Below are 19,365 nucleotides of genomic sequence, written 5' to 3'. Positions count from 1 at the left end.
TGAATGGCCCAAATCCTGCAAACACGATCGGATTGCAGCCGCTGCGCCGCCCTTTGCTGCATCGCCTACCCGGCCGACAAGATGCCCGGATTCTCGGCAAGCAAGGAAGCCGGCGAGCCGTGTCCCAATCTCGATGCCTGCGGGCTATGCCGGATTTACGAACGGCGCGCCGAGGAAGGGTTTTCAGGGTGCATCGCGTTCGAGTGCTTTGGCGCAGGTCAGCACGTGGTCCAGCATCTGTTCGAAGGCCGTGACTGGCGCGAGGACCCTGCCTTGCTGCGACCGATGGTCGACACATTTCTCGCCATGCGTCCCGTCAGCGACCTGTTGTTTCTCGTCCGGCACGCGGGCACGCTCGACCTTACGGAAAACGAGGCGGAGGACGTGAGCCGGATCGGCCTTGAGCTGGCAGAAATTGCCAGCAGCCGGGAAAAGCTGGGCGATGCAGCCGCCATCGCCCGCTTGGAAAGGAGGCTGAGAGAGGTCTTCGCCGACGTGGGACGCCGAGCGAAAACCTAGGCTGCGACCTTCGCCAGCGCTTCGCGCACCGCATCCAGGGCCGCTGCAGCCTTGTCCCCGTCGGGGCCGCCACCCTGCGCCATGTCCGCGCGTCCACCACCGCCTTTTCCGCCCAGCGCCTCGACGCCGATCCGAACGAAGTCGACTGCGCTGAACTGGCCCACCAGATCATCGGTTACTGCGACGGCGAAGGCACCCTTGCCTTCGTTGACCGCGCAAATGGCCGCGATACCGGAGCCAAGGCGCGTCTTTGCTTCATCGAGCAGGGGGCGCAACTCCTTCGGATTTAGCCCCTCGATGACCTGACCCGAGAACGCAACGCCGCCGATACGCTCGTCCGCCGCGCCAGCATCGCTGGCTCCGCCACCGCCGGCAAGGGCAAGGGCGCGCTTGGCCTCCGCAAGTTCCTTTTCGAGCCGTTTGCGCTCTTCGACCAAGGCCGCAACACGCGCTGGAGCCTCGTCGGGGGAGCTCTTGAGCGCGCCTGCGATGGCCCTGACAGCCTCGTCGCGCGCGCCCAGCCAATTGCGGGCCGCTTCACCCGTCAGCGCTTCGATCCGGCGGACGCCGGAACTTACGGCGCTTTCGGAAACGATCTTGAACAGACCGATATCGCCCGTTGCCTTCACATGAGTGCCGCCACACAGTTCGACCGAGTAGTTCATGCCTTCGCCGCCCTTGCGGCCCATGGAAAGCACGCGAACCTCGTCACCGTATTTCTCGCCGAACAGCGCCAGCGCGCCGGCGGCCACGGCATCGTCAGGCGTCATCAGGCGCGTCGAGACGGATTCGTTGGCGCGAATTTCCGCGTTCACCTCGGCTTCGACCGCCGCAATATCCTCATCGGTCAGCGGCTTGGGGTGTGAAAAATCGAACCGGAACCGGTCTTCCGAAACCAGCGATCCCTTCTGCGTCACGTGCCCGCCCAAACGGTTGCGCAGCGCGGCATGGACCAGATGCGTGGCAGAATGGTTCGCACGGATTCGATCCCGGCGATCTGCGTCGATGTCGAGATGCACCGCATCGCCGACCTTGACCGAACCGCTGGCCACAGTGCCGACGTGTGCGTGCAACCGGCCAAGCGGCTTGTTCGTGGTAGACACCGCAAATTCGAGGCCCTCGGGCGTCCAGATGCGCCCCGCGTCGCCGGTCTGCCCGCCGCTTTCACCATAGAAAGGCGTCTGATTGGTGAGGAGGATGACAGCGTCGCCCTGCGATGCCGAGGAAACTTCCTTCCCGTCCTTTACGATGGAAACAACGGCAGCCTCGCCAGTGGTGGAGGCATAGCCGGTGAATTCGGTCGAACCTTCGCGTTCGGCGATGTCGAACCAGATTTCCTCGTTCGCGGCCTGGCCGGACCCCTTCCATGCGGCCCGCGCAGCAGCTTTCTGCTGGGCCATCGCCGTGTCGAAACCTTCCTTGTCGACCGCAATTCCGCGGCTACGAAGCGCATCCTCGGTAAGGTCGAACGGGAAGCCATAGGTATCGTAGAGCTTGAAGACGGTCCCGCCATCCAGCGTACCGCCCTCGCCCATATCGCCCGTCGCTTCATCGAGAAGCTTCAGACCCTTGTCCAGAGTGCGTCGGAACTGCGCCTCTTCGCGCTCGAGGACCTCTTCGATCAAGGCCTGGCCACGCACCAATTCAGGGTAAGCCTGGCCCATTTCGGTTACCAGCGCAGGCACGAGCCGGTGCATGAGAGGGTCGCTTGCACCCAGAAGATGCGCGTGACGCATCGCGCGGCGCATGATCCGGCGAAGCACATACCCGCGGCCTTCGTTGGAAGGCAAAACGCCATCGGCAAGCAGGAAGCTGGTGGAACGAAGGTGATCCGCGATCACGCGGTGGCTGGCGGTGTTGTCGCCTTGCGCCTTGACGCCCGTCAGGCTCTCGCTGGCGCCGATGAGCGCCTTGAACGTATCGGTGTCGTAATTGTCGTGGACACCTTGCATCACCGCGGCGACACGTTCGATACCCATGCCGGTATCGATACTGGGCCGCGGAAGGTCGGATACGATTTCGTCAGCAGCCTGTTCGTGCTGCATGAACACAAGGTTCCAGATTTCCACGAAACGGTCGCCATCTTCTTCCGGCGATCCCGGAGGGCCGCCCCAGATGTGATCCCCGTGATCGTAGAATATCTCGGAGCACGGGCCGCACGGACCATCCGAACCCATGGCCCAGAAATTGTCCTTGGTCGGAATGCGGATGATCTTGTGATCGGCGAAGCCAGTCAGCTTCTTCCATAGATCGAACGCTTCGTCATCGGTGTGATAAACCGTGACCGTCAGCCTGTCCGGATCGAGTCCCCATTCCTTTGTCAGCAGGGTCCACGCGTGGAGGATCGCCTGCTCCTTGAAATAATCGCCAAACGAAAAATTGCCGAGCATTTCAAAGAAGGTGTGATGCCGAGCCGTATATCCGACATTGTCGAGATCGTTGTGCTTTCCGCCTGCGCGAACGCATTTTTGCGAACTTGTCGCGCGGGGCGCGGGAGGCGTCTCAAGACCGGTAAAGGCGTTCTTGAACGGCACCATGCCCGCGTTGACGAACATCAACGTGGGATCGCTGAACGGTACGAGCGGCGCGCTGGCGACTTCCAGGTGATCGTTGGACACGAAATAGTCGAGGAAGCTGCGGCGAATGTCGTTGGTCGAAGTCATGTGGCGGCAGTTAGGCAATCGGCCGGTCGGGGACAAGCGGGAAAGCCCGGTCAGACTGTGCCGTGCAGGCGATAAGTGGCGCTGTGCCCGCCGGGATTACCCCGGAGATCGCGCGGTAACCAACCAGCCTGCAGCAGGCAGCGCCACACTGGCCCCGTCCTGGTGGCGTTCGATCACGGCCCGCAGACGGGGGATCGCTTCGTCACGCTTCGCTTGATCCATCATCGCGACAACGCGCGCAGCCGGACCGATCCGCAGGAAATAGGATAGCGCATCATCCACCGCGTTCTCGCCTTCGCCGGCAAGCATGGGGTAATCGATCGCTTCCAGACCGATGTCGTGCCAGCCCGCTTGCGAAAGTATGTCTTCCACAAACTCGCGCTTCCCGAAGGCGAAGGGGCCGGGAGCATAGCGTTCGGGTTCCAAAGTGTTTTCAGGGGGCAGCGCGCCTGCCAGTTCGCTTACCCAAAGGTTCTCCCGGCGCGACCGGAAGCAGGAAAAGACGAGCCTGGCATCGTTCTTTGCCGCACGCGACAGATGTGCGAACGCGGCCACTGGATCGGCGAAGAACATCACCCCGTGGCGCGATATCAGCAGGTCCGGGCGTGCTGCATCAGCGGCCGCCCAACTGGAAACGTCCGAAAGTTCGATGCTGGCGTTGGTAAGGCCCGCCGTCCGTTCGCGCGCAACCGCAACAAGATCTTCGCTGATATCGGCGCCAACCACGTTCGAAGACGGATTGGACGCGGCGAGCCAGTAAGTGATCTCGCCTGCACCGCATCCGATATCGAGAGCGCGAGCGAAAGGCGCCGCGCCGGTCGCTTCGAGCAGACGTTCGGTCAGCGGCCGGAAACTGCGATCCGTCCGCTGCCATTCGCCGGCCCAGCTGGCCCCTACCCTGCCCGTCCACTCCGATTTGTCGGTCACCCTGCCGCGTCATCCTCTCGCTGTCAGCGCATCGCCACATATTTCGGGCCATGCCTTTCGGTTGCTGAATAAAGGTCCACCTGTCCCACGCTCCGTCGACGGCACCTCGATGCGCGATCTCATCCGGAAGATCACCAGATGAAATAGGGTCCGGCCTCATCGCGTGCTCGCTTCCATGCTGGCCGTGCATGCACCGCTTCGACAAACCGGACCGTCTTCGGGCACGATGCGGCGAAGCCTTGCATCACGGCGATTTCAGCCGGGAAGCTCATCATCACATCGGCCGCCGTCCAATCGTCGCCAACGAAATGCAGGCTGTCGGAAAGGCCGTCCTCCATGAAGCGCACATGGTCGGCAAACTGTTCATCGATCCGCGGCATGATCGGAGCAGCCGCTTCGCCAAGTCGGCCCGCCATGATCTTCATCATCACGGGCACGAAAAAGCTGCTCTCCCCGAACTGCATCCATTCCAGATGGCGCACATGGTCTTCAGTATCGGTTTCCGGAAGCCACCCTGCGCCGCCGTGCCGTTCACAGATATACTGGATAATCGCACCGCTTTCCGCGACGCGAAGGCCATCGTCAACGATCAGGGGCGATTTGCCCAAAGGGTGCGGCTCCTTCAGCTCGGGAGGCGCAAGATTCGTCTCCGCATCGCGCTGATAGTGTGTGACCGTGTAATCCGCGCCGAGTTCCTCCAACAGCCAGAGGATGCGCTGGGAACGGCTGTTGTTGAGATGGTGGACTGTGATGGTCATGAAATTCTCCCGGTGCGGCCAGATCTGCGTGGCGATTCGCCGGCAACCCTAGGCGAGCGGTACAGAGCCCGCCACCAGCACATACGAAAAGCCGGTGCGGCCATCGATTGGCGCGCACCGGCTTTCCGTTCGTTTGAGATCGCCAGGGGACAGTCCGGCTGCAGCGCCTGCCCGGGGGATTGGGCAGGCATGCTCTCACTTGAGGGGAATCAGTCCTCGTCCGCGTCCGGACCGGTCATCATCTCCTCGGCAACCTTGTCGGTGCGGCCGCGGATGGCGGCTTCCAACTTGGCGCACAACTCTTCGTTTTCCTTCAGGAAGGTCTTTGCGTTTTCCCGACCCTGGCCGATCCGGACGCTGTCATAGCTGAACCAGCTGCCCGATTTTTCGACGATGCCGGCCTTCACACCAAGATCGAGAATTTCACCAATTTTCGAGATGCCTTCGCCGTACATGATGTCGAATTCGACCTGCTTGAACGGCGGCGCGACCTTGTTCTTGACGACTTTGACGCGGGTCGAGTTCCCGATGATATCGTCCCGGTCCTTGATCTGGCCGGTGCGACGGATGTCGAGGCGGACGGATGCATAGAACTTGAGCGCGTTACCGCCAGTGGTGGTTTCGGGGTTTCCGTACATCACGCCGATCTTCATGCGCAGCTGGTTGATGAAGATGACCATGCACTTGGAGCGGTTGATCGAACCGGTGAGTTTACGGAGCGACTGGCTCATCAGGCGGGCCTGGAGGCCGACGTGGCTGTCACCCATTTCGCCTTCGATTTCCGCACGCGGCACCAGAGCGGCAACCGAGTCCACCACGAGCACATCGATCGCGTTCGAACGCACAAGCGTATCGACAATTTCGAGAGCCTGTTCGCCGGTATCGGGCTGCGAGATGATCAGTTCGTCAATGTCCACGCCCAGCTTCCTGGCGTACACCGGATCGAGAGCATGTTCGGCATCGACGAAGGCGACTGTGCCGCCAGCCTTCTGCGCTTCGGCAAGCACATGGAGTGCCAGCGTCGTCTTGCCCGAGCTTTCAGGCCCGTAAACTTCGATGACGCGACCCTTGGGAAGACCGCCGACACCAAGAGCGATGTCGAGGCCGAGCGAGCCTGTGGAGATCGTCTCCACATTCATCGCTTCCTTCTGGCCCAGCTTCATGGCCGAACCCTTGCCGAATGCGCGATCGATCTGCGCGAGTGCGGCGTCGAGTGCCTTTTGGCGGTCTGCGTCCACTACCTTTTCCTTCACCAGCTTCAGATTGGCCGCCATGACATCACCTCCTGCACTTGCAAAGAGCCGCCCTTCGACTCTTCAACTGGAAAGCGATGTATCGGCTTTGTTCCAAAAGAACAAGAGTGGAACGAAAGTTTTTTCGCTTTTTGTTCCACGCATTTGCGAGCGGGGGTTTCTAACCCTTGCGCTGTTCGGCCAGCACTTCGGCAACCTTGGCGTTGATCTGCTGCACGCTGAAGGGTTTGGGGATGAAGTGCATGAGTTCGATATCGATTTCGTTCCGCAGCTGCTCTTCTGCGTATCCCGACATGAACAGGATCGGCAACTTGGGCTTAACCCGGCGGATTGCGCGCGCCATGGCCGGGCCATCCATCGCGGGCATCACCACGTCGGACACGATGAGATCGAATTCCTCGGTTCCGTTGGCGATCGCGGCGAGCCCTTCTTCACCGTCGGAGGCCGTCGTGACCGTGTAGCCTGCCCGCACCAGCGCGCGTTCCGCCACGGCGCGAACCATGTCCTCGTCCTCGACCAGCAGCAATTTGCCGCCAGCGGACCAGTCGCTTGCCTTCTGATCTTCCGCTTCCTCCTGCCGCATCGCAACCGGAAGCTCACCCTTGTGAACCGGCAGGTAGACCGTGAACCGCGCGCCAGCCGGCATGCCGTCCGTACCGCGCACATTGTCGGCAAAGATGAAGCCGTTCGACTGCTTGACGATTCCGTACACGGTGGAGAGGCCCAGGCCGGTGCCCTTCCCCTGCTCTTTCGTCGTGAAAAAAGGCTCGAAAATTTTGCTGAGGTGCTCTTCCGGGATGCCGCCGCCGGTGTCCTGGACGATCAGCACGGTATAATCGTCGGCAGGCATGATATCGATGCCCATCTTGCGAACGTCGCGGGCGGAAACCCGGCGGGTCGCAAGTGTCAGGCGGCCCTTCCAGTCCTGCTGGCCACGCTTCGTGGCATAGGCCTGGATCGCATCGCGCGCGTTGACCGCGAGGTTGATGATAACCTGTTCCAACTGCTGGGGATCGGCACGGACCGGTCCAAGTTCACGGTCGTGGCGGACCGAAAATTCGATCTTGTCCCCCATCAGCCGCTTGAGAAGCTGGCTGACTTCGCTGACCACGTCGGGCAATTGGAGCACGACAGGGCGCAGCGTCTGCTGACGGCTGAAAGCCAGCAGCTGGCGCGTCAGGCTGGCTGCACGGTTGGAGTTTGCGCGGATCTGCTGGATATCGTCGTAGTCGCTATCGCCGGGCGTGTGGCGCAGCAGCATCAGATCGCAATACCCGATAATGGCGGTCAGGACGTTGTTGAAATCGTGGGCCACACCGCCAGCAAGCTGGCCGACCGCCTGCATCTTTGTTGCCTGGGCGACCTGTCGACGAAGGCGCTTTTCCTCGGTTGAATCGCTGATCGACAGCAACACTGCGGCATCGCCCAGCCCCCGCACACCGGCCAGCCCAATGGAGACCGGCTCTTCCTTGTCGCCCGCCAGCCGCACGGCCATGTCGCCGCTCGCGGTAGCCCCTTTGGCGAACCTGCGGACCGTGTCCGCGATGGCCGCCTTGTCTTCCCGGACCACAAGATCGGAAGGGAATTGCGGCAGGCCGGATTGCTCGCGCTCAACCGCGCGCAGGAACGCCTTGTTGGCGAACAGGAACCGTCCGTCGCGATCGGTCAGGGCGAGGCCGAGCGGCAATGCGGAAAGCAGGGATTCAAGCTGCGGTATCGCGGCCTTGCCGCTGCTTTCCCAGCCGCCCCCAATGCCGACCGTGCTGTCCACCAGCATCATCAGCGACGGGGCCTGATCCGCATCACTCGCCTTGGTCGAATTCACATCTAGGGGTACATGGACCAGCGTCTGGGGCGATCCTTGCTGGCCTTCGCGGGCAAAGAATATCCGGTCGCGGTCGTCGGACCGCAAGAGCTGGACAAATTCCATCCCTTCGAGCGTGTTGTCCGCACTGCCCATCGCCCGGTCGCCAAGGCCAGCGCTCGCGGCCTGAACAATTCCGTCGGGCGCGACCAGCGCCAGTTCGATCCCCGCGCGCGACATCACATCCCCGAACGGCCCGGCCACACGTTCGGCCAGCCCGTCGTAACTGCGTTCCTGCACGATTTCGGCAAACCGCCACACGAGGTAGTCTTCTCCGCGCCCGGCACGGTCGATTGTCAGGCTGAAGCGCCTCGCACCATCCTCGGTTGCGACATGGTCGATCGACGCTGCGCCATCGCGCCAAGCCTGGCGTGCGGCCTCCATCATCCGACCCCGTGCCGCGTCCTCGAGCGGCAGCTCCAGCGGAGACTGTGCGCGATCGAACCATCCTTCGTAGGTCGTATTGGCGCAATTGAGACGGTTGGCCCGGTCGGTAACGGCAATGCCACGTCGACGATTTTCAATGGCCGCAGCCGTAACCGCCCAATCGGGCTGCAAAACATCCTGTTCCGCCTGCGGCGCGCGAAGCCGTGCAAAAAGCAAGAGCATCAGCAGGATTGCGATCAATGCGCCGCCATAGGCCATCGCCGCGACCGTTTCGCGGCCCACAAGCCAGACAAGACCAACCGACACCACGCACGCGACGACAACTCCGAATATGAGCGGTATCGGCGGGAGACGCCCTATCGGATTGTCATCGTGCGCGATCACTCGCTCTCCCCGGCAAGCCGGGCATCGAGCCGCTTTTCCATCGCACGAAGCCGGCGCCGCCGCTTGTTGGCGACCATGAATCGCCAGATGAATCCGGCCAGAAGATAACCGACTGCCGCGCCGACGATTGCCAGCACGATGAAGCCGAATACCGTCACCAGAACCGTCACCCCCGCCCCTTCGAACAGTTCGAGGAACCACGCCCAGCGACCGCTGGCGATTTCGTCCGTCGCGGCACCGCCGGTCATCCCCAGATCGACCTTGAGGATGAAAACGCCCACGCGGTTGGCGACCCATGCCCAGAACGGAAACGTGATCGGGTTGGTGATGAAGGTGACGAGCGCGGACAGCGGCACGTTGGCGCGCGCTGGCAAGGCCATGAAGGCGGCGAGGAAAATCTGACCCACCGGAATGATGAAGCCGGCGAATATTCCCAGCGCCACGCCTCGCGGTACGCTGCGGCGGGTGAAGCGCCAGAGTTCCGGCGTGAGAAAACGATGGGCAATCGGTTGCAGATACCGATTTTCCGCCATCTGCTCGCGCGTAGGCATCCTCACACGGATCCAGTCCGCCAGGAAAGTCTTGGATTTTCGCTTGCTCATCGACACGCACCCGACATGCGCTCGGTCATGGGCGAGTGCAAGGGGGGCGCGGCCTGCAAATGCGACGAAATCACCATGGATTTGGATCAGTCCGGTTGGAGTGCGTTCAACCGCGTTCGCGCATGAGACGTGCCTTGTCGCGCTGCCAGTCGCGATCCTTGGTGGTCTGCCGCTTGTCGTGCGCCTGCTTGCCCTTCGCCAGGGCCAGTTCGACCTTCGCACGGCCCGTCGAATTGAAATAGATCGACAGGGGGACCAGCGTCATGCCCTTGCGCTCGATCGCACCAACCAGCCGGTCGATCTCGCGCGCGCTCAGCAGCAGCTTGCGCGGGCGGCGCGGTTCGTGATTGAGCCGGTTTCCGTGCGAATATTCGGGTATGTTGGCGTTCACCAGCCATACCTGACCGTCACGCACTTCGGCGTAACTTTCCTTGATGCTCGCCTCGCCCGCACGCAGCGCCTTTACCTCGGTGCCCTGCAGCGCCAACCCGGCTTCGTACGTGTCTTCGACGAAGTAATCGAACCGTACGCGCCGATTGTCGGCGACGGTCTTCTGCTTGTCGAAAGTTGCGGGTTTGGGTCGAGCCATAAGCAGCGCGCATGTAGGAGCACACAGCGCAAAAGGAAAGTGGCGCTCAACCCGATTAAAGCAATCCTGCGTGAACAAGCGCCTCGTCGACTGCCCTTCGCGACGCATCGCTGGCGTTGACCAGCGGCAGGCGCACATCGCATTCGATCCAGTCGTGCACGCGGGTCAGCGCGTATTTGACAGGAGCGGGACTGGCGTCGGAAAACATGGCGTAATGCAGCGGGAACAGCCGGTCGTTCAGTTCACGCGCCTTGACCAGATCGTTTGCCGCGATGGCTTCGTGAAATTCGGCGCAGAGTGCGGGTGCGACGTTGGCCGTCACCGAAATGCACCCGGACCCGCCAGCGGCCGAGTGCGGCAACCAAAGCTCGTCATTTCCCGACAGCTGGCAAAAATCCGCGTCGAGACCCATGCGATGATCCGCCACCCGCGACAGATCGCCGCTGGCATCCTTGATGGCAACGATCCGATGCGGATATTTCTTGACCAGTTCGACAACCGTTTCGTCTTCGATATCGGTCACGGTGCGGCCGGGCACATTGTAAAGGACGATCGGCAGGTCGCTGTTTTCCGCAAGAAAGCTGAAGTGCGCGATCAGGCCCGCCTGACTTGGCCGATTATAATACGGAGCCACGCAAAGGCCCGCTGCCGCCCCGGCCTTCTTCGAAAAATTCATGTGCAGCAGGGCGTTGCGGGTGTCGTTGCTGCCGCAACCGGCAATCACGGGAACGCGGCCGGCGGCCTGTTCGATGCAGACCTCGATCACCCGATGATGCTCGGCATTCGACAGGGTCGATGCCTCGCCTGTGGTGCCGCAGGGGACCAGCGCCTTGCTGCCGTGGTCGATCTGCCAGTCGACCAGAAGGCGAAAAGCTGCCTCGTCAAACGACCCGTCGCGAAAAGGAGTCACCAGAGCCGGAATCGAACCTGAGAACATTTACGGAAGCCCTGCGTTTGTTGCATGAATGGCCGCATAAAATCGCCGACCAGGAATTTTCATTCAGCGCCTGATAAGGAGCCAAGGGGCATTATGTCCAGCATGGGACTTAAGACAGCATTTTCGATCGCACTTATGGCAGGGACCGCAATGGCTTTCCCCGCCCCCGTTCTGGCACAGGATGCCGCCGCCTGGGACAGGGCGCGCAACGATCTCGTGGCGCAATCGCCCGGCCGGATGGCGCAGGCAATCGGCCAGTGGGAGTATCTGGTCGGGCAGGACAAGCTTGCGTTCGATCAATACGCCAACTTCATTGCCGGACACCCGGGTTTTCCCCGCCAGGCGCTGCTCCAGTCCCGCGCCGAGCAGGCGCTCGATCGCGAGGCCGTGACGCCCGAAAAGCTGGTCGCGTTCTTCGACCGGAACCCACCCATCAGCAACGGGGCGAAGGCCCGTTACGCGCTTGCGCTGGCGTCGATGCGCCGCGACGAAGCCCTGCCTCTTGCCCGCGAAGCCTGGCGCGGCGGAAGCATGAGCGGACCTGCCGAAGCTTACCTTCAAAGCCTGTATGGCACCCAGTTCACGCCCGAAGATCACGCCGCGCGAATGGACGCGCTGCTGTGGCAGGGCGAGGCCGAGGCCGCTTCGCGCCAGATCGTAAAACTGGCTGTTGCCGATCGCACGATGGCAATGGCGCGCCTTTCGCTGCTGCAGGGGGAAACCCCGCAGCAAGCCGGCCTGGCGGTTCCCACGGGCGCCCAGAACGACGCAGGGTATATCTACAATCTGGTGCGCTATTATCGCACCAACAACCAGATCCCCATGGCGATCAATACGCTGGCCGATCGCCCCGCGTTTTCCGAACCCGCACACGATCCGGAAGATTTTGTCGGCGAGGCGTTGAAAGTCGCGCGTTCGGCTGGATCGGACCCCACCGCGCGGATCGCGGCGAAGGTGGACGATCTGTTCGTTCCCGGAGCCGATATCAGCACGATGTCGTATCGCCTGCGGGACGATTACACCTCGCTCATGTGGCTGGGCGGGACCAGCGCCTTGTGGAAGCTTGGCGACGGAATGCGCGCCGCGCCGCTGTTCTATCGTTACGGCGCTGCGGCGCAGACACCGCAGACACGCTCCAAGGGGTTCTACTGGGCTGGGCTTGCTGCAAAGCGCGCCGGCAACGCCTCGGAAGCCAATCGGTATTTCGAAATGGCGGCGGGCTACCCCGACCGCTTCTACGGCCGCCTTGCGCTCGAAGAATTGGGTCGCCCCTTCCCGAAGCTTCCCGCTGCCACAATCGCCGCCCCCACTGCGGAACAGCGTGATGCGTTCATGCGCAAGCCGCTGGTCGCCGCTGTGCGCGAAGTTGCGCGCGGTGCGCCCTGGCAGACCGGTATCTGGTTCTACCGCGAAGTCGCGAACCAGGCGCAAACCCCTGAAGATCATGCGTTGGTCGCGGAACTTGCCCGCGAAATCGGTCGCCGCGACCTGGCTGTCATTCTCACCGATGCCGCCGGCAGCGACGGGCACGACGAATTCGTAGTTCAGGGCTTCCCCACCTTGCAGTTGCCTGCCGGTGCGGATTTCACATTGACCCACGCCATCGCACGACAGGAAAGCCAGTTCGCGCAGAACGCGATCAGCCATGCCGGTGCACGCGGCCTGATGCAGTTGATGCCCGGAACCGCGCGCGAAGAAGCGGGTAAGGCCGGCATGACCTACATGTCCGCATCGCTGATCGATGACGCACAGTACAATATCCGCCTTGGCAGCAACCATATCCAGCGGCTCGTGTCGTATTACGGCGGCAGCTATCCGCTCGCCTTCGCCGCTTACAACGCCGGCCCCGGCAACGTGAACAAGTGGCTTCGCCAGAACGGCGATCCCCGCACGGGCTCGGTCGGCTGGCTGGAGTGGATCGAGAACATCCCGTTCTACGAGACGAAGAACTATGTTCAGCGCGTGATCGAAAACGCTGCGATGTACGAACATCTCTATCCTGAACGCACCGCCTATCGCCGTGCGCGAACGGTGAGTGACTTGCTGCGCTGATATCGGCTAACAGGCGGGCAATGTCCGCACCGTCCAATCCCATTTCGTCCGCCGGTTATGCCGCGATGAAGGCGCGTTACGATCATCTGCTTGGCAAGGAACGGCCCGAGATCGTGGAGATCGTAAGCTGGGCTGCGGGCAATGGGGACCGCAGCGAGAACGGCGATTACATCTACGGCCGCAAGCGGATGCGCGAGATCGACCGCGAGCTCGCCCATCTGGCGCGGCGCATGAAGTCCGCGCGGGTCATCGATCCGTCTGAACAGCCCGACAAGACCCGTGTCTTTTTCGGTGCCCGGATTACCGTGGCCGATGAAGACGACAACCGGAAGATCGTCATCTTGGTCGGCGACGACGAACAGGATGCAAGCGCGTGCCGGATCGGCTGGTCCAGCCCCCTCGCGCGGGCGCTCAAGGGTGCATCGGTGGGGGATTTGCGCAGCGTGCGCCTTCCCGGCGGCGACAAGGAATGGGAAGTGATGGCGATCGATTATGCGTAGTTTCGCCCTCCTCGCCTTCCCGCTCATCATTCTGGCAGCGGCACCCGCCGGGGCCAAGGACGATCTGGGCGTGTTTGGCCAATGGGCCGCATTCCGCGACCCTTCGGTACCGCGCTGCTACGCCATAGCGGCCCCCCAGCCGAGCACGCTTGGACGCGATTTCGAACCGTTTGCAACCGTGGCCAACTGGCCCCGGCGAAATCTGCGTGGCCAGGTGCATTTCCGCCTGTCGAGGCAACTTGCCGAGGGCGGCAGGATCAGCCTTGCGATCGGCGGCAAGACATTCACCCTTACCGGAGGGGGCGGCGACGCGTGGTCGCAGGACCGCACCAGCGACGCGGCCATTGTTGCAGCCATGCGTTCAGCCACACGCATGACAGTGCGCGCAACCGACCGGCGTGGACGCCGGTTTTCCAACACCTATTCCCTTTCGGGCGCTGCGACGGCGATGGATGCGGCAACTTTGGCCTGCGCCCGCGCAAGGTGAGCTACCTAAAAGATTGATGCGCAAACAGCGGGCGCATGGGCGGCCCTACGGGGCGCTTGGATTTGTCGCGGAGGAAGCCTATATGCGCGCCTCCCATGGCCGATACGAACCTCATGAGCATTCCCGGGCAGATAGACCCGGTCCCCGTCACGCGTGACATAACCCCGCGCGAAGACGGGCGCATTGACTTGATCGGCCTGCCCAAGGCGCGAATTCGCGAACTGTTCGAAGATGCCGGGCTGGACACCAAACAGGCAAAGCTGCGCGCCAAGCAGGTTTATCACTGGCTGTACCATCGCGGCGTCACGGATTTCGAAGCGATGACCGAAATCGCCAAGACGATGCGTCCATGGTTGACCGAACGATTCGTGATCGGGCGTCCCGATGTTGTCGAAGCGCAGCATTCGGTCGACGGCACCCGCAAATGGCTGCTCAAGACTGCCGATGGCCACGAATTCGAGATGGTTTTCATTCCCGATGCGGACCGCGGCACGCTGTGTGTCTCGAGCCAGGTGGGCTGCACGCTCAACTGTCGCTTTTGCCATACCGGCACGATGAAGCTGGTGCGCAATCTGACGCCGGGTGAAATCGTCGGTCAGGTCATGCTCGCTCGCGATTCCCTGGCGGAATGGCCCAAGGGCAAGATGGATTTCGCCGAAGAGGCCGATGAGGCAGAATACACTTCGGACGGACGGCTGCTCACCAATATCGTGATGATGGGGATGGGCGAGCCGCTCTACAATTTCGACAATGTTCGTGACGCGCTCAAACTGGTCATGGACGGCGAAGGGCTGGCCCTTTCGAAACGCCGGATCACCTTGTCGACCAGCGGTGTCGTGCCCGCAATGGCGCGGTGCGGTGACGAAATCGGCGTGAACCTCGCCGTATCGCTGCATGCCGTGAACAAGGAAGTGCGCGACGAAATCGTGCCGATCAACAAGAAGTACGGCATCGAGGAATTGCTTCAGGCCTGCGCCGATTATCCCGGTGCCAGCAACGCGCGGCGCATCACGTTCGAATATGTGATGCTCAAGGACAAGAACGACAGCGACGAAGACGCGTACGAACTCGTTCGCCTGATCAAGCAGTACAATTTGCCCGCCAAGGTCAATCTCATCCCGTTCAACCCGTGGCCAGGCGCTCCGTATGAATGTTCGACGCCCGATCGTGTCAGGGCCTTCTCGAATATCGTGTTCGAAAACGGCATTTCCGCGCCGATCCGCACCCCGCGCGGGCGCGATATCGATGCAGCCTGCGGCCAGTTGAAGACCTCGGCGGAGAAAAAAAGCCGTGCCCAGCGCGACCGTGAGGCTGCGGAAGCTGCCGAAGCGTGAAAGCCGACGCGGCGACATTGGCTTTTTATGAAGCGAATGCGCCGCGCTACACCCTGAGTTTTGGCCAAGGTCCAAGTCGGCATCTCGACCGCTTCCTCGACCGCCTTCGGCCTGCGGCGCGCATCCTTGAACTGGGGTGCGGAGGAGGCCGCGATTCCGCACGCATGATCGAACGCGGCTTCGATGCTGACCCGACCGACGGTTCACCCGCGATGGTCCGCAAGGCCCAGCAGCGCTTCGACCTGCCTGCCAGGCACCTGCGCTTCGAGGATATCGATGCGCTGGATTGCTACGATGCAGTCTGGGCGCACGCATGCCTGATCCATGTGGCCCGCGCCGATTTTGCCGACGTTCTGGCGCGCATTGCCGCGGCCTTGCATGACGGGGGCTGGCACTTCGCCAATTTCAAACTGGGCGATGGCGAAGGCCGCGACCCGCTTGGTCGCCTGCACAATTTTCCGGACGAAGGTTTTCTCGAAGACGCCTATCTCGCCGCAGGGTTCGCGATTGTCGATGCCGATCGCTACCGCGGCGAAGGTGCAGACGGCGTTGCCCGCGACTGGTATGCCCTGACCTTGCGAAAGGGGGATGCATGAAAACCGAAGCTCTCGCCGTGTGTGTTGGCCTGCCTCAACCCTTCAACGGCGCGGAAATGAGCGCCATCGACAAGCGGCCCGTACAGGGCAAGGCGACGATCCGCCGGTTCGGAATCGAAGGCGATATGGTCGCGGACACGGTGCACCACGGGGGCGCGGACATGGCCGTTCACCACTATGCGCGGGACCATTACGAAGGCTGGGACCAATGGCTCGGCGGTCACGAACTCCTGTCCAGTCCCGCAGCGTTCGGAGAGAATGTTTCAAGCCGGGGCATGACGGAAACTGATGTCCACATCGGCGATCGCTTCCGTTTCGGCGACGCTCTCCTCGAAGTCAGCCAGCCTCGCCAGCCATGCTGGAAAATCGAACACCGGTTCGGCGCAAAGGCGATGGTGAAGCGCATCGTTCAACACCACAATTGCGGCTGGTATTATCGGGTTATCGAAGAAGGCGAGGCGCAGGCCGGCGACGTGATAGAACGTGTCGAAATCGGGCATGAGATGTGGAGCGTCGGGCGCCTGTTTGCCAAGCTCTACGACCCCGCGCACAAGGCCGACATCGGGGAACTGCGCGAAATCGCTTCGCTCGAGCGGCTTTGCGATCTGTGGCGCGGGCGTGTCGCGCAGGCCGTGGAAGGCATGTAATTCGTCGCACAGAATGCGTCGGCTTATCGCTAATATCGGGTTAAGCCCGCTTGTTCATCTGGGGTTGTGAAGCATGGCGCAGGGTGGCGATCAACCAAGCGCACTTCGCAGATGAGGCTTACAAGATGAAGAAAATCGCACTCGCATTCGCTGCCGGAACCCTGGCTGTCACGGGCATCGGCACCGCTGCCCCGGCTGCCGCCGATCCCCCCAAGTGGGCGCCCGCGCACGGCAAGCGCGCCAAGGATCGCGCGCGCTATGATTCGCGCGGATACTATGTCGAACCGCGTCGTATTACCCGCGATAGCCGTATGTGGCGGGGTGACGACGGCCGGTATTACTGCCGCCGCGACAACGGCACGACCGGCCTTGTCATCGGTGCGGGCGTTGGCGCACTGGCTGGCCATGAACTGGCCGGGCGCGGCGACCGAACCCTGGGCGCGCTCCTCGGCGGCGCGGTCGGCGCGATCGTCGGTCGCGAGATAGACAGGGGCAGCCTCAATTGTCGCTGACCTGCGGTGGGTAAAAGCCCCGAATTGAAGATGGCGCGCCGCAACCGGTCAAATCGGTTGCGGCGCGCCTTTTCATTACTGGCAAGCCAGCTAATGTCCGAACCATGTCGGACAGACCCACGGTATTGGTAACAGGCGGCGCTAAACGCCTCGGCGCATCGATAGCGCGGGCGTTTGGCGATGCTGGGTGGCACGTCGTCATCCACTACCGAAGGTCACGCGATGCCGCGCAGGCGTTGGCCGATAAGCTTCCCTCTGCCGAAATTGTCGCCTGCGACCTCGCCGATAGCGACACCGCCGTGGCCATGATTGCGGATATCGCTGGCCGGCTCTCGGATTGGCGGATCCTGGTGAACTGCGCATCGCTGTTCGAACCGGACGATGTGACCGAACTGGATGGCGCCACATACGATCGCGCAATGAAGGTCAACGCGCGCACCCCGGCCATGATCTCGCAAGCCTTTCTGCGCCTGGCGCAGACTGGCCGCGGCCGCCGTGTGATCCAGGTCACGGACCAGAAAATTGCCAATCCGAACCCGGACTTCTTCAGCTACACCATGAGCAAGCACGCTCTGGCATCGACGGTCCCCATGCTGGCCATGGGTGCGGCAGCGCCGGATGACCGCATCTATGCGCTCGCTCCGGGCGCAATCCTCGCCAGCCATGACCAGAGCATCGAGGAAACCGAGGTCTCGCACCGTCTCAACCTGCTTGGCCGCAAGACCGGCGCTCAGGAAATTGCCGAGGCTGCCCTGTTTCTTGCCGAAGGCCGGCTGGCCTCGGGCCAGACGCTGTTCGTCGACAGCGGCCAGCATCTCTTGCAGCAGAACCGCGACGTCATCTATCTCGCTCGCGAAAGCGCAGACGCATGAAACGCCACGCGCTCTCCACGCGCCTGTGGCATTGGCTGAACCTGATCTGCGTGGTCGTGCTGTTCATGTCCGGCCTCACAATTTCCAACGCACACCGCCGCCTCTATTGGGGCGACTGGGGCTTCGCGGTGGAACAAGCGTGGTTGATCGTCCCACGGTTTCCCGACTGGATGACCATCCCGGGTTATTACAGCCTGTCCATCGCAAGGGACTGGCATATCCTCGTCGCGTGGCCGTTCGCTGTGGGCCTGTTGTTCATGTGGGTCGCCATGATAGCCAACCGCCACTTCCGCCGCGACATCGAGACCCGGCCCGAAGATTGGCGTGCTTCCGCGATCAAGCACGATATTGCCAAGCACCTCAGGTTCGATTTCGAACCGGAAACGGGCAAGTACAACTTCCTGCAGAAAGTGGCCTATGGCCTGGTTCTGGGTGTTTTCCTGCCGATGATGATCGCCACCGGCATCGCGATCAGCCCGGGTATGGAACCCACCTTTGGCTGGATGGTGGATCTGCTGGGTGGACGCCAGTCGGCCCGTTCCCTGCATTTCATATTCGCTTTCGCGATCGCGGCGTTCTTCGTCGTCCATCTCGTACTGGTCGTCCTTGCAGGGCCGATCCACCAGATCCGCGGCATGATCACCGGGGGACGCCATGAAGCGTAGGGGTTTCCTTGCCGCTGCAGGGGCAGCCTTCGTTGCGGGGTGCAACAAGATTGCCGATAGCGATGCCGGCGGCAGACTGCTGTCCGCAGCGGAAAAGTGGCACATGTCCGCACATCGTCTGCTGACAGACAGGACGGCCCTGGCTCCGGAATATCCGCGATCCGCTGTCTCTCCGGATTTTCGCGGCAACGGGTCCGTCGACCCGACGAACGGGGATTACCCTCGCCATCTGGAAGAAGGCTTTGCCAATTGGCGCCTCGAGGTGCGGGGACTGGTCGCTTCGCCTCTCTCCCTGACGCTCGACAACCTCAGGAAGCTTCCACAGCGCACCCAGATCACGCGGCACGACTGTGTGGAAGGGTGGAGCGCTATCGGGGAATGGACAGGCCCGCAGCTGTCGCTCCTGCTCGAAGCGGCCGGCGTGCTTCCCGAAGCGAAATTCATCGTGTTCCGCTGTGCAGACAATCTGAACGGACAGGACTATTATGAAAGCGTGGATTTGGTCGATGCCTACCACCCGCAAACCATCGTCGCGCACCTGCTGAACGGCAAGCCGCTGCCGGTAAAGAACGGCGCGCCACTGCGGATGCGTATCGAACGCCAGCTTGGCTACAAGCATGCAAAATACCTGACCGCCATCGAAGCGGTGGCCAGCCTCGATGGTGTGGGCGGTGGTCAGGGAGGCTATTGGGAAGACCGGGCAGGATACCAATGGTATGCGGGCATCTGAGCCTTAGCCAGATTTTCCCCCGCACCATCTCCCACTTTCGCCGTGCGCGGTACAGTGGGCCCGAATTTCCGGCATGCCTGTCTCCCT

At 62.1% G+C, this 19,365-nt stretch carries 19 protein-coding genes; 11 read left to right on the top strand and 8 right to left on the bottom strand.

Features of this window, described 5'->3' with window-relative positions; all coding sequences use genetic code 11:
• The first annotated feature begins 3 nt into the window (after window positions 1–3).
• The gene (locus VR863_RS03755) at window positions 4–519 is read left to right on the top strand and encodes a hypothetical protein (RefSeq protein ID WP_324827089.1); all 516 of its coding nucleotides are present in this window, start codon (window positions 4–6) and stop codon (window positions 517–519) included.
• Here VR863_RS03755 and alaS read toward each other — a convergent pair.
• The 8 genes from alaS to dapA all read right to left on the bottom strand — a co-directional run bounded on the left by alaS (window position 516) and on the right by dapA (window position 10,883).
• Window positions 516–3,182, bottom strand: a complete 2,667-nt coding sequence (alaS, locus tag VR863_RS03750; RefSeq protein WP_324827088.1) for an alanine--tRNA ligase — start codon at window positions 3,180–3,182, stop codon at window positions 516–518. The genes VR863_RS03755 and alaS overlap by 4 nt on opposite strands.
• Window positions 3,183–3,278: 96 nt before the next feature.
• Entirely contained in the window at window positions 3,279–4,109 is an 831-nt protein-coding gene (locus VR863_RS03745) for a class I SAM-dependent methyltransferase (protein ID WP_324827087.1), read from the bottom strand.
• A 131-nt stretch (window positions 4,110–4,240) separates the two neighbouring features.
• Window positions 4,241–4,867 carry a glutathione S-transferase family protein gene (locus VR863_RS03740; protein WP_324827086.1) on the bottom strand — a complete coding sequence of 209 codons (627 nt, stop codon included), beginning with the start codon at window positions 4,865–4,867 and terminating at the stop codon, window positions 4,241–4,243.
• Window positions 4,868–5,076: 209 nt separating this feature from the next.
• Window positions 5,077–6,141 carry a recombinase RecA gene (gene recA / locus VR863_RS03735; RefSeq protein ID WP_324827085.1) on the bottom strand — a complete coding sequence of 355 codons (1,065 nt, stop codon included), beginning with the start codon at window positions 6,139–6,141 and terminating at the stop codon, window positions 5,077–5,079.
• A 139-nt stretch (window positions 6,142–6,280) separates the two neighbouring features.
• On the bottom strand, window positions 6,281–8,755 hold the full coding sequence (locus VR863_RS03730; RefSeq protein WP_324827084.1) for a hybrid sensor histidine kinase/response regulator: 2,475 nt from the start codon (window positions 8,753–8,755) through the stop codon (window positions 6,281–6,283).
• Window positions 8,752–9,357, bottom strand: a complete 606-nt coding sequence (locus VR863_RS03725) for a DUF2062 domain-containing protein (RefSeq protein ID WP_324827083.1) — start codon at window positions 9,355–9,357, stop codon at window positions 8,752–8,754. The genes VR863_RS03730 and VR863_RS03725 overlap by 4 nt, the downstream gene beginning before the upstream one ends.
• A 106-nt stretch (window positions 9,358–9,463) precedes the next feature.
• Complete coding sequence (gene smpB / locus VR863_RS03720; protein ID WP_324827082.1) at window positions 9,464–9,946, bottom strand: SsrA-binding protein SmpB; 483 nt, start codon at window positions 9,944–9,946, stop codon at window positions 9,464–9,466.
• Window positions 9,947–10,001: 55 nt separating this feature from the next.
• Complete coding sequence (gene dapA / locus VR863_RS03715; protein ID WP_324827081.1) at window positions 10,002–10,883, bottom strand: 4-hydroxy-tetrahydrodipicolinate synthase; 882 nt, start codon at window positions 10,881–10,883, stop codon at window positions 10,002–10,004.
• Between the two features lie 150 nt (window positions 10,884–11,033).
• Here dapA and VR863_RS03710 point away from each other — a divergent pair, with 150 nt between their 5' ends.
• The 10 genes from VR863_RS03710 (at window position 11,034) to VR863_RS03665 (ending at window position 19,278) form a co-directional block, all read left to right on the top strand.
• The gene (locus VR863_RS03710; RefSeq protein WP_324827080.1) at window positions 11,034–12,935 is read left to right on the top strand and encodes a lytic transglycosylase domain-containing protein; all 1,902 of its coding nucleotides are present in this window, start codon (window positions 11,034–11,036) and stop codon (window positions 12,933–12,935) included.
• 20 nt (window positions 12,936–12,955) lie between these two features.
• On the top strand, window positions 12,956–13,435 hold the full coding sequence (locus VR863_RS03705) for a GreA/GreB family elongation factor (RefSeq protein ID WP_324827079.1): 480 nt from the start codon (window positions 12,956–12,958) through the stop codon (window positions 13,433–13,435).
• Window positions 13,428–13,922, top strand: a complete 495-nt coding sequence (locus tag VR863_RS03700; RefSeq protein WP_324827078.1) for an invasion associated locus B family protein — start codon at window positions 13,428–13,430, stop codon at window positions 13,920–13,922. Before VR863_RS03705 ends, VR863_RS03700 begins: the two co-directional genes overlap by 8 nt.
• Before the next feature lie 95 nt (window positions 13,923–14,017).
• Window positions 14,018–15,256 (top strand): dual-specificity RNA methyltransferase RlmN, encoded by a 1,239-nt coding sequence (gene rlmN / locus VR863_RS03695; protein WP_324827077.1) that lies wholly within the window; start codon window positions 14,018–14,020, stop codon window positions 15,254–15,256.
• Window positions 15,253–15,852 (top strand): class I SAM-dependent methyltransferase, encoded by a 600-nt coding sequence (locus tag VR863_RS03690; RefSeq protein ID WP_324827076.1) that lies wholly within the window; start codon window positions 15,253–15,255, stop codon window positions 15,850–15,852. The genes rlmN and VR863_RS03690 overlap by 4 nt, the downstream gene beginning before the upstream one ends.
• Window positions 15,849–16,499, top strand: a complete 651-nt coding sequence (locus VR863_RS03685) for an MOSC domain-containing protein (protein WP_324827075.1) — start codon at window positions 15,849–15,851, stop codon at window positions 16,497–16,499. The genes VR863_RS03690 and VR863_RS03685 overlap by 4 nt, the downstream gene beginning before the upstream one ends.
• A gap of 125 nt (window positions 16,500–16,624) precedes the next feature.
• Window positions 16,625–17,011 carry a glycine zipper 2TM domain-containing protein gene (locus tag VR863_RS03680; RefSeq protein ID WP_324827074.1) on the top strand — a complete coding sequence of 129 codons (387 nt, stop codon included), beginning with the start codon at window positions 16,625–16,627 and terminating at the stop codon, window positions 17,009–17,011.
• A gap of 104 nt (window positions 17,012–17,115) precedes the next feature.
• Window positions 17,116–17,883, top strand: coding sequence for an SDR family oxidoreductase (locus tag VR863_RS03675; protein ID WP_324827073.1), 768 nt, complete (start codon window positions 17,116–17,118; stop codon window positions 17,881–17,883).
• The gene (locus tag VR863_RS03670; RefSeq protein WP_324827072.1) at window positions 17,880–18,548 is read left to right on the top strand and encodes a cytochrome b/b6 domain-containing protein; all 669 of its coding nucleotides are present in this window, start codon (window positions 17,880–17,882) and stop codon (window positions 18,546–18,548) included. Before VR863_RS03675 ends, VR863_RS03670 begins: the two co-directional genes overlap by 4 nt.
• Window positions 18,538–19,278 (top strand): molybdopterin-dependent oxidoreductase, encoded by a 741-nt coding sequence (locus VR863_RS03665; RefSeq protein WP_324827071.1) that lies wholly within the window; start codon window positions 18,538–18,540, stop codon window positions 19,276–19,278. Before VR863_RS03670 ends, VR863_RS03665 begins: the two co-directional genes overlap by 11 nt.
• Window positions 19,279–19,365: the final 87 nt, after the last annotated feature.

It is taken from the genome of Qipengyuania zhejiangensis (genome assembly GCF_035607565.1).
Taxonomy (GTDB): Bacteria; Pseudomonadota; Alphaproteobacteria; order Sphingomonadales; family Sphingomonadaceae; genus Qipengyuania; species Qipengyuania zhejiangensis.
This window is presented reverse-complemented; position numbering and strand designations above follow the sequence as displayed.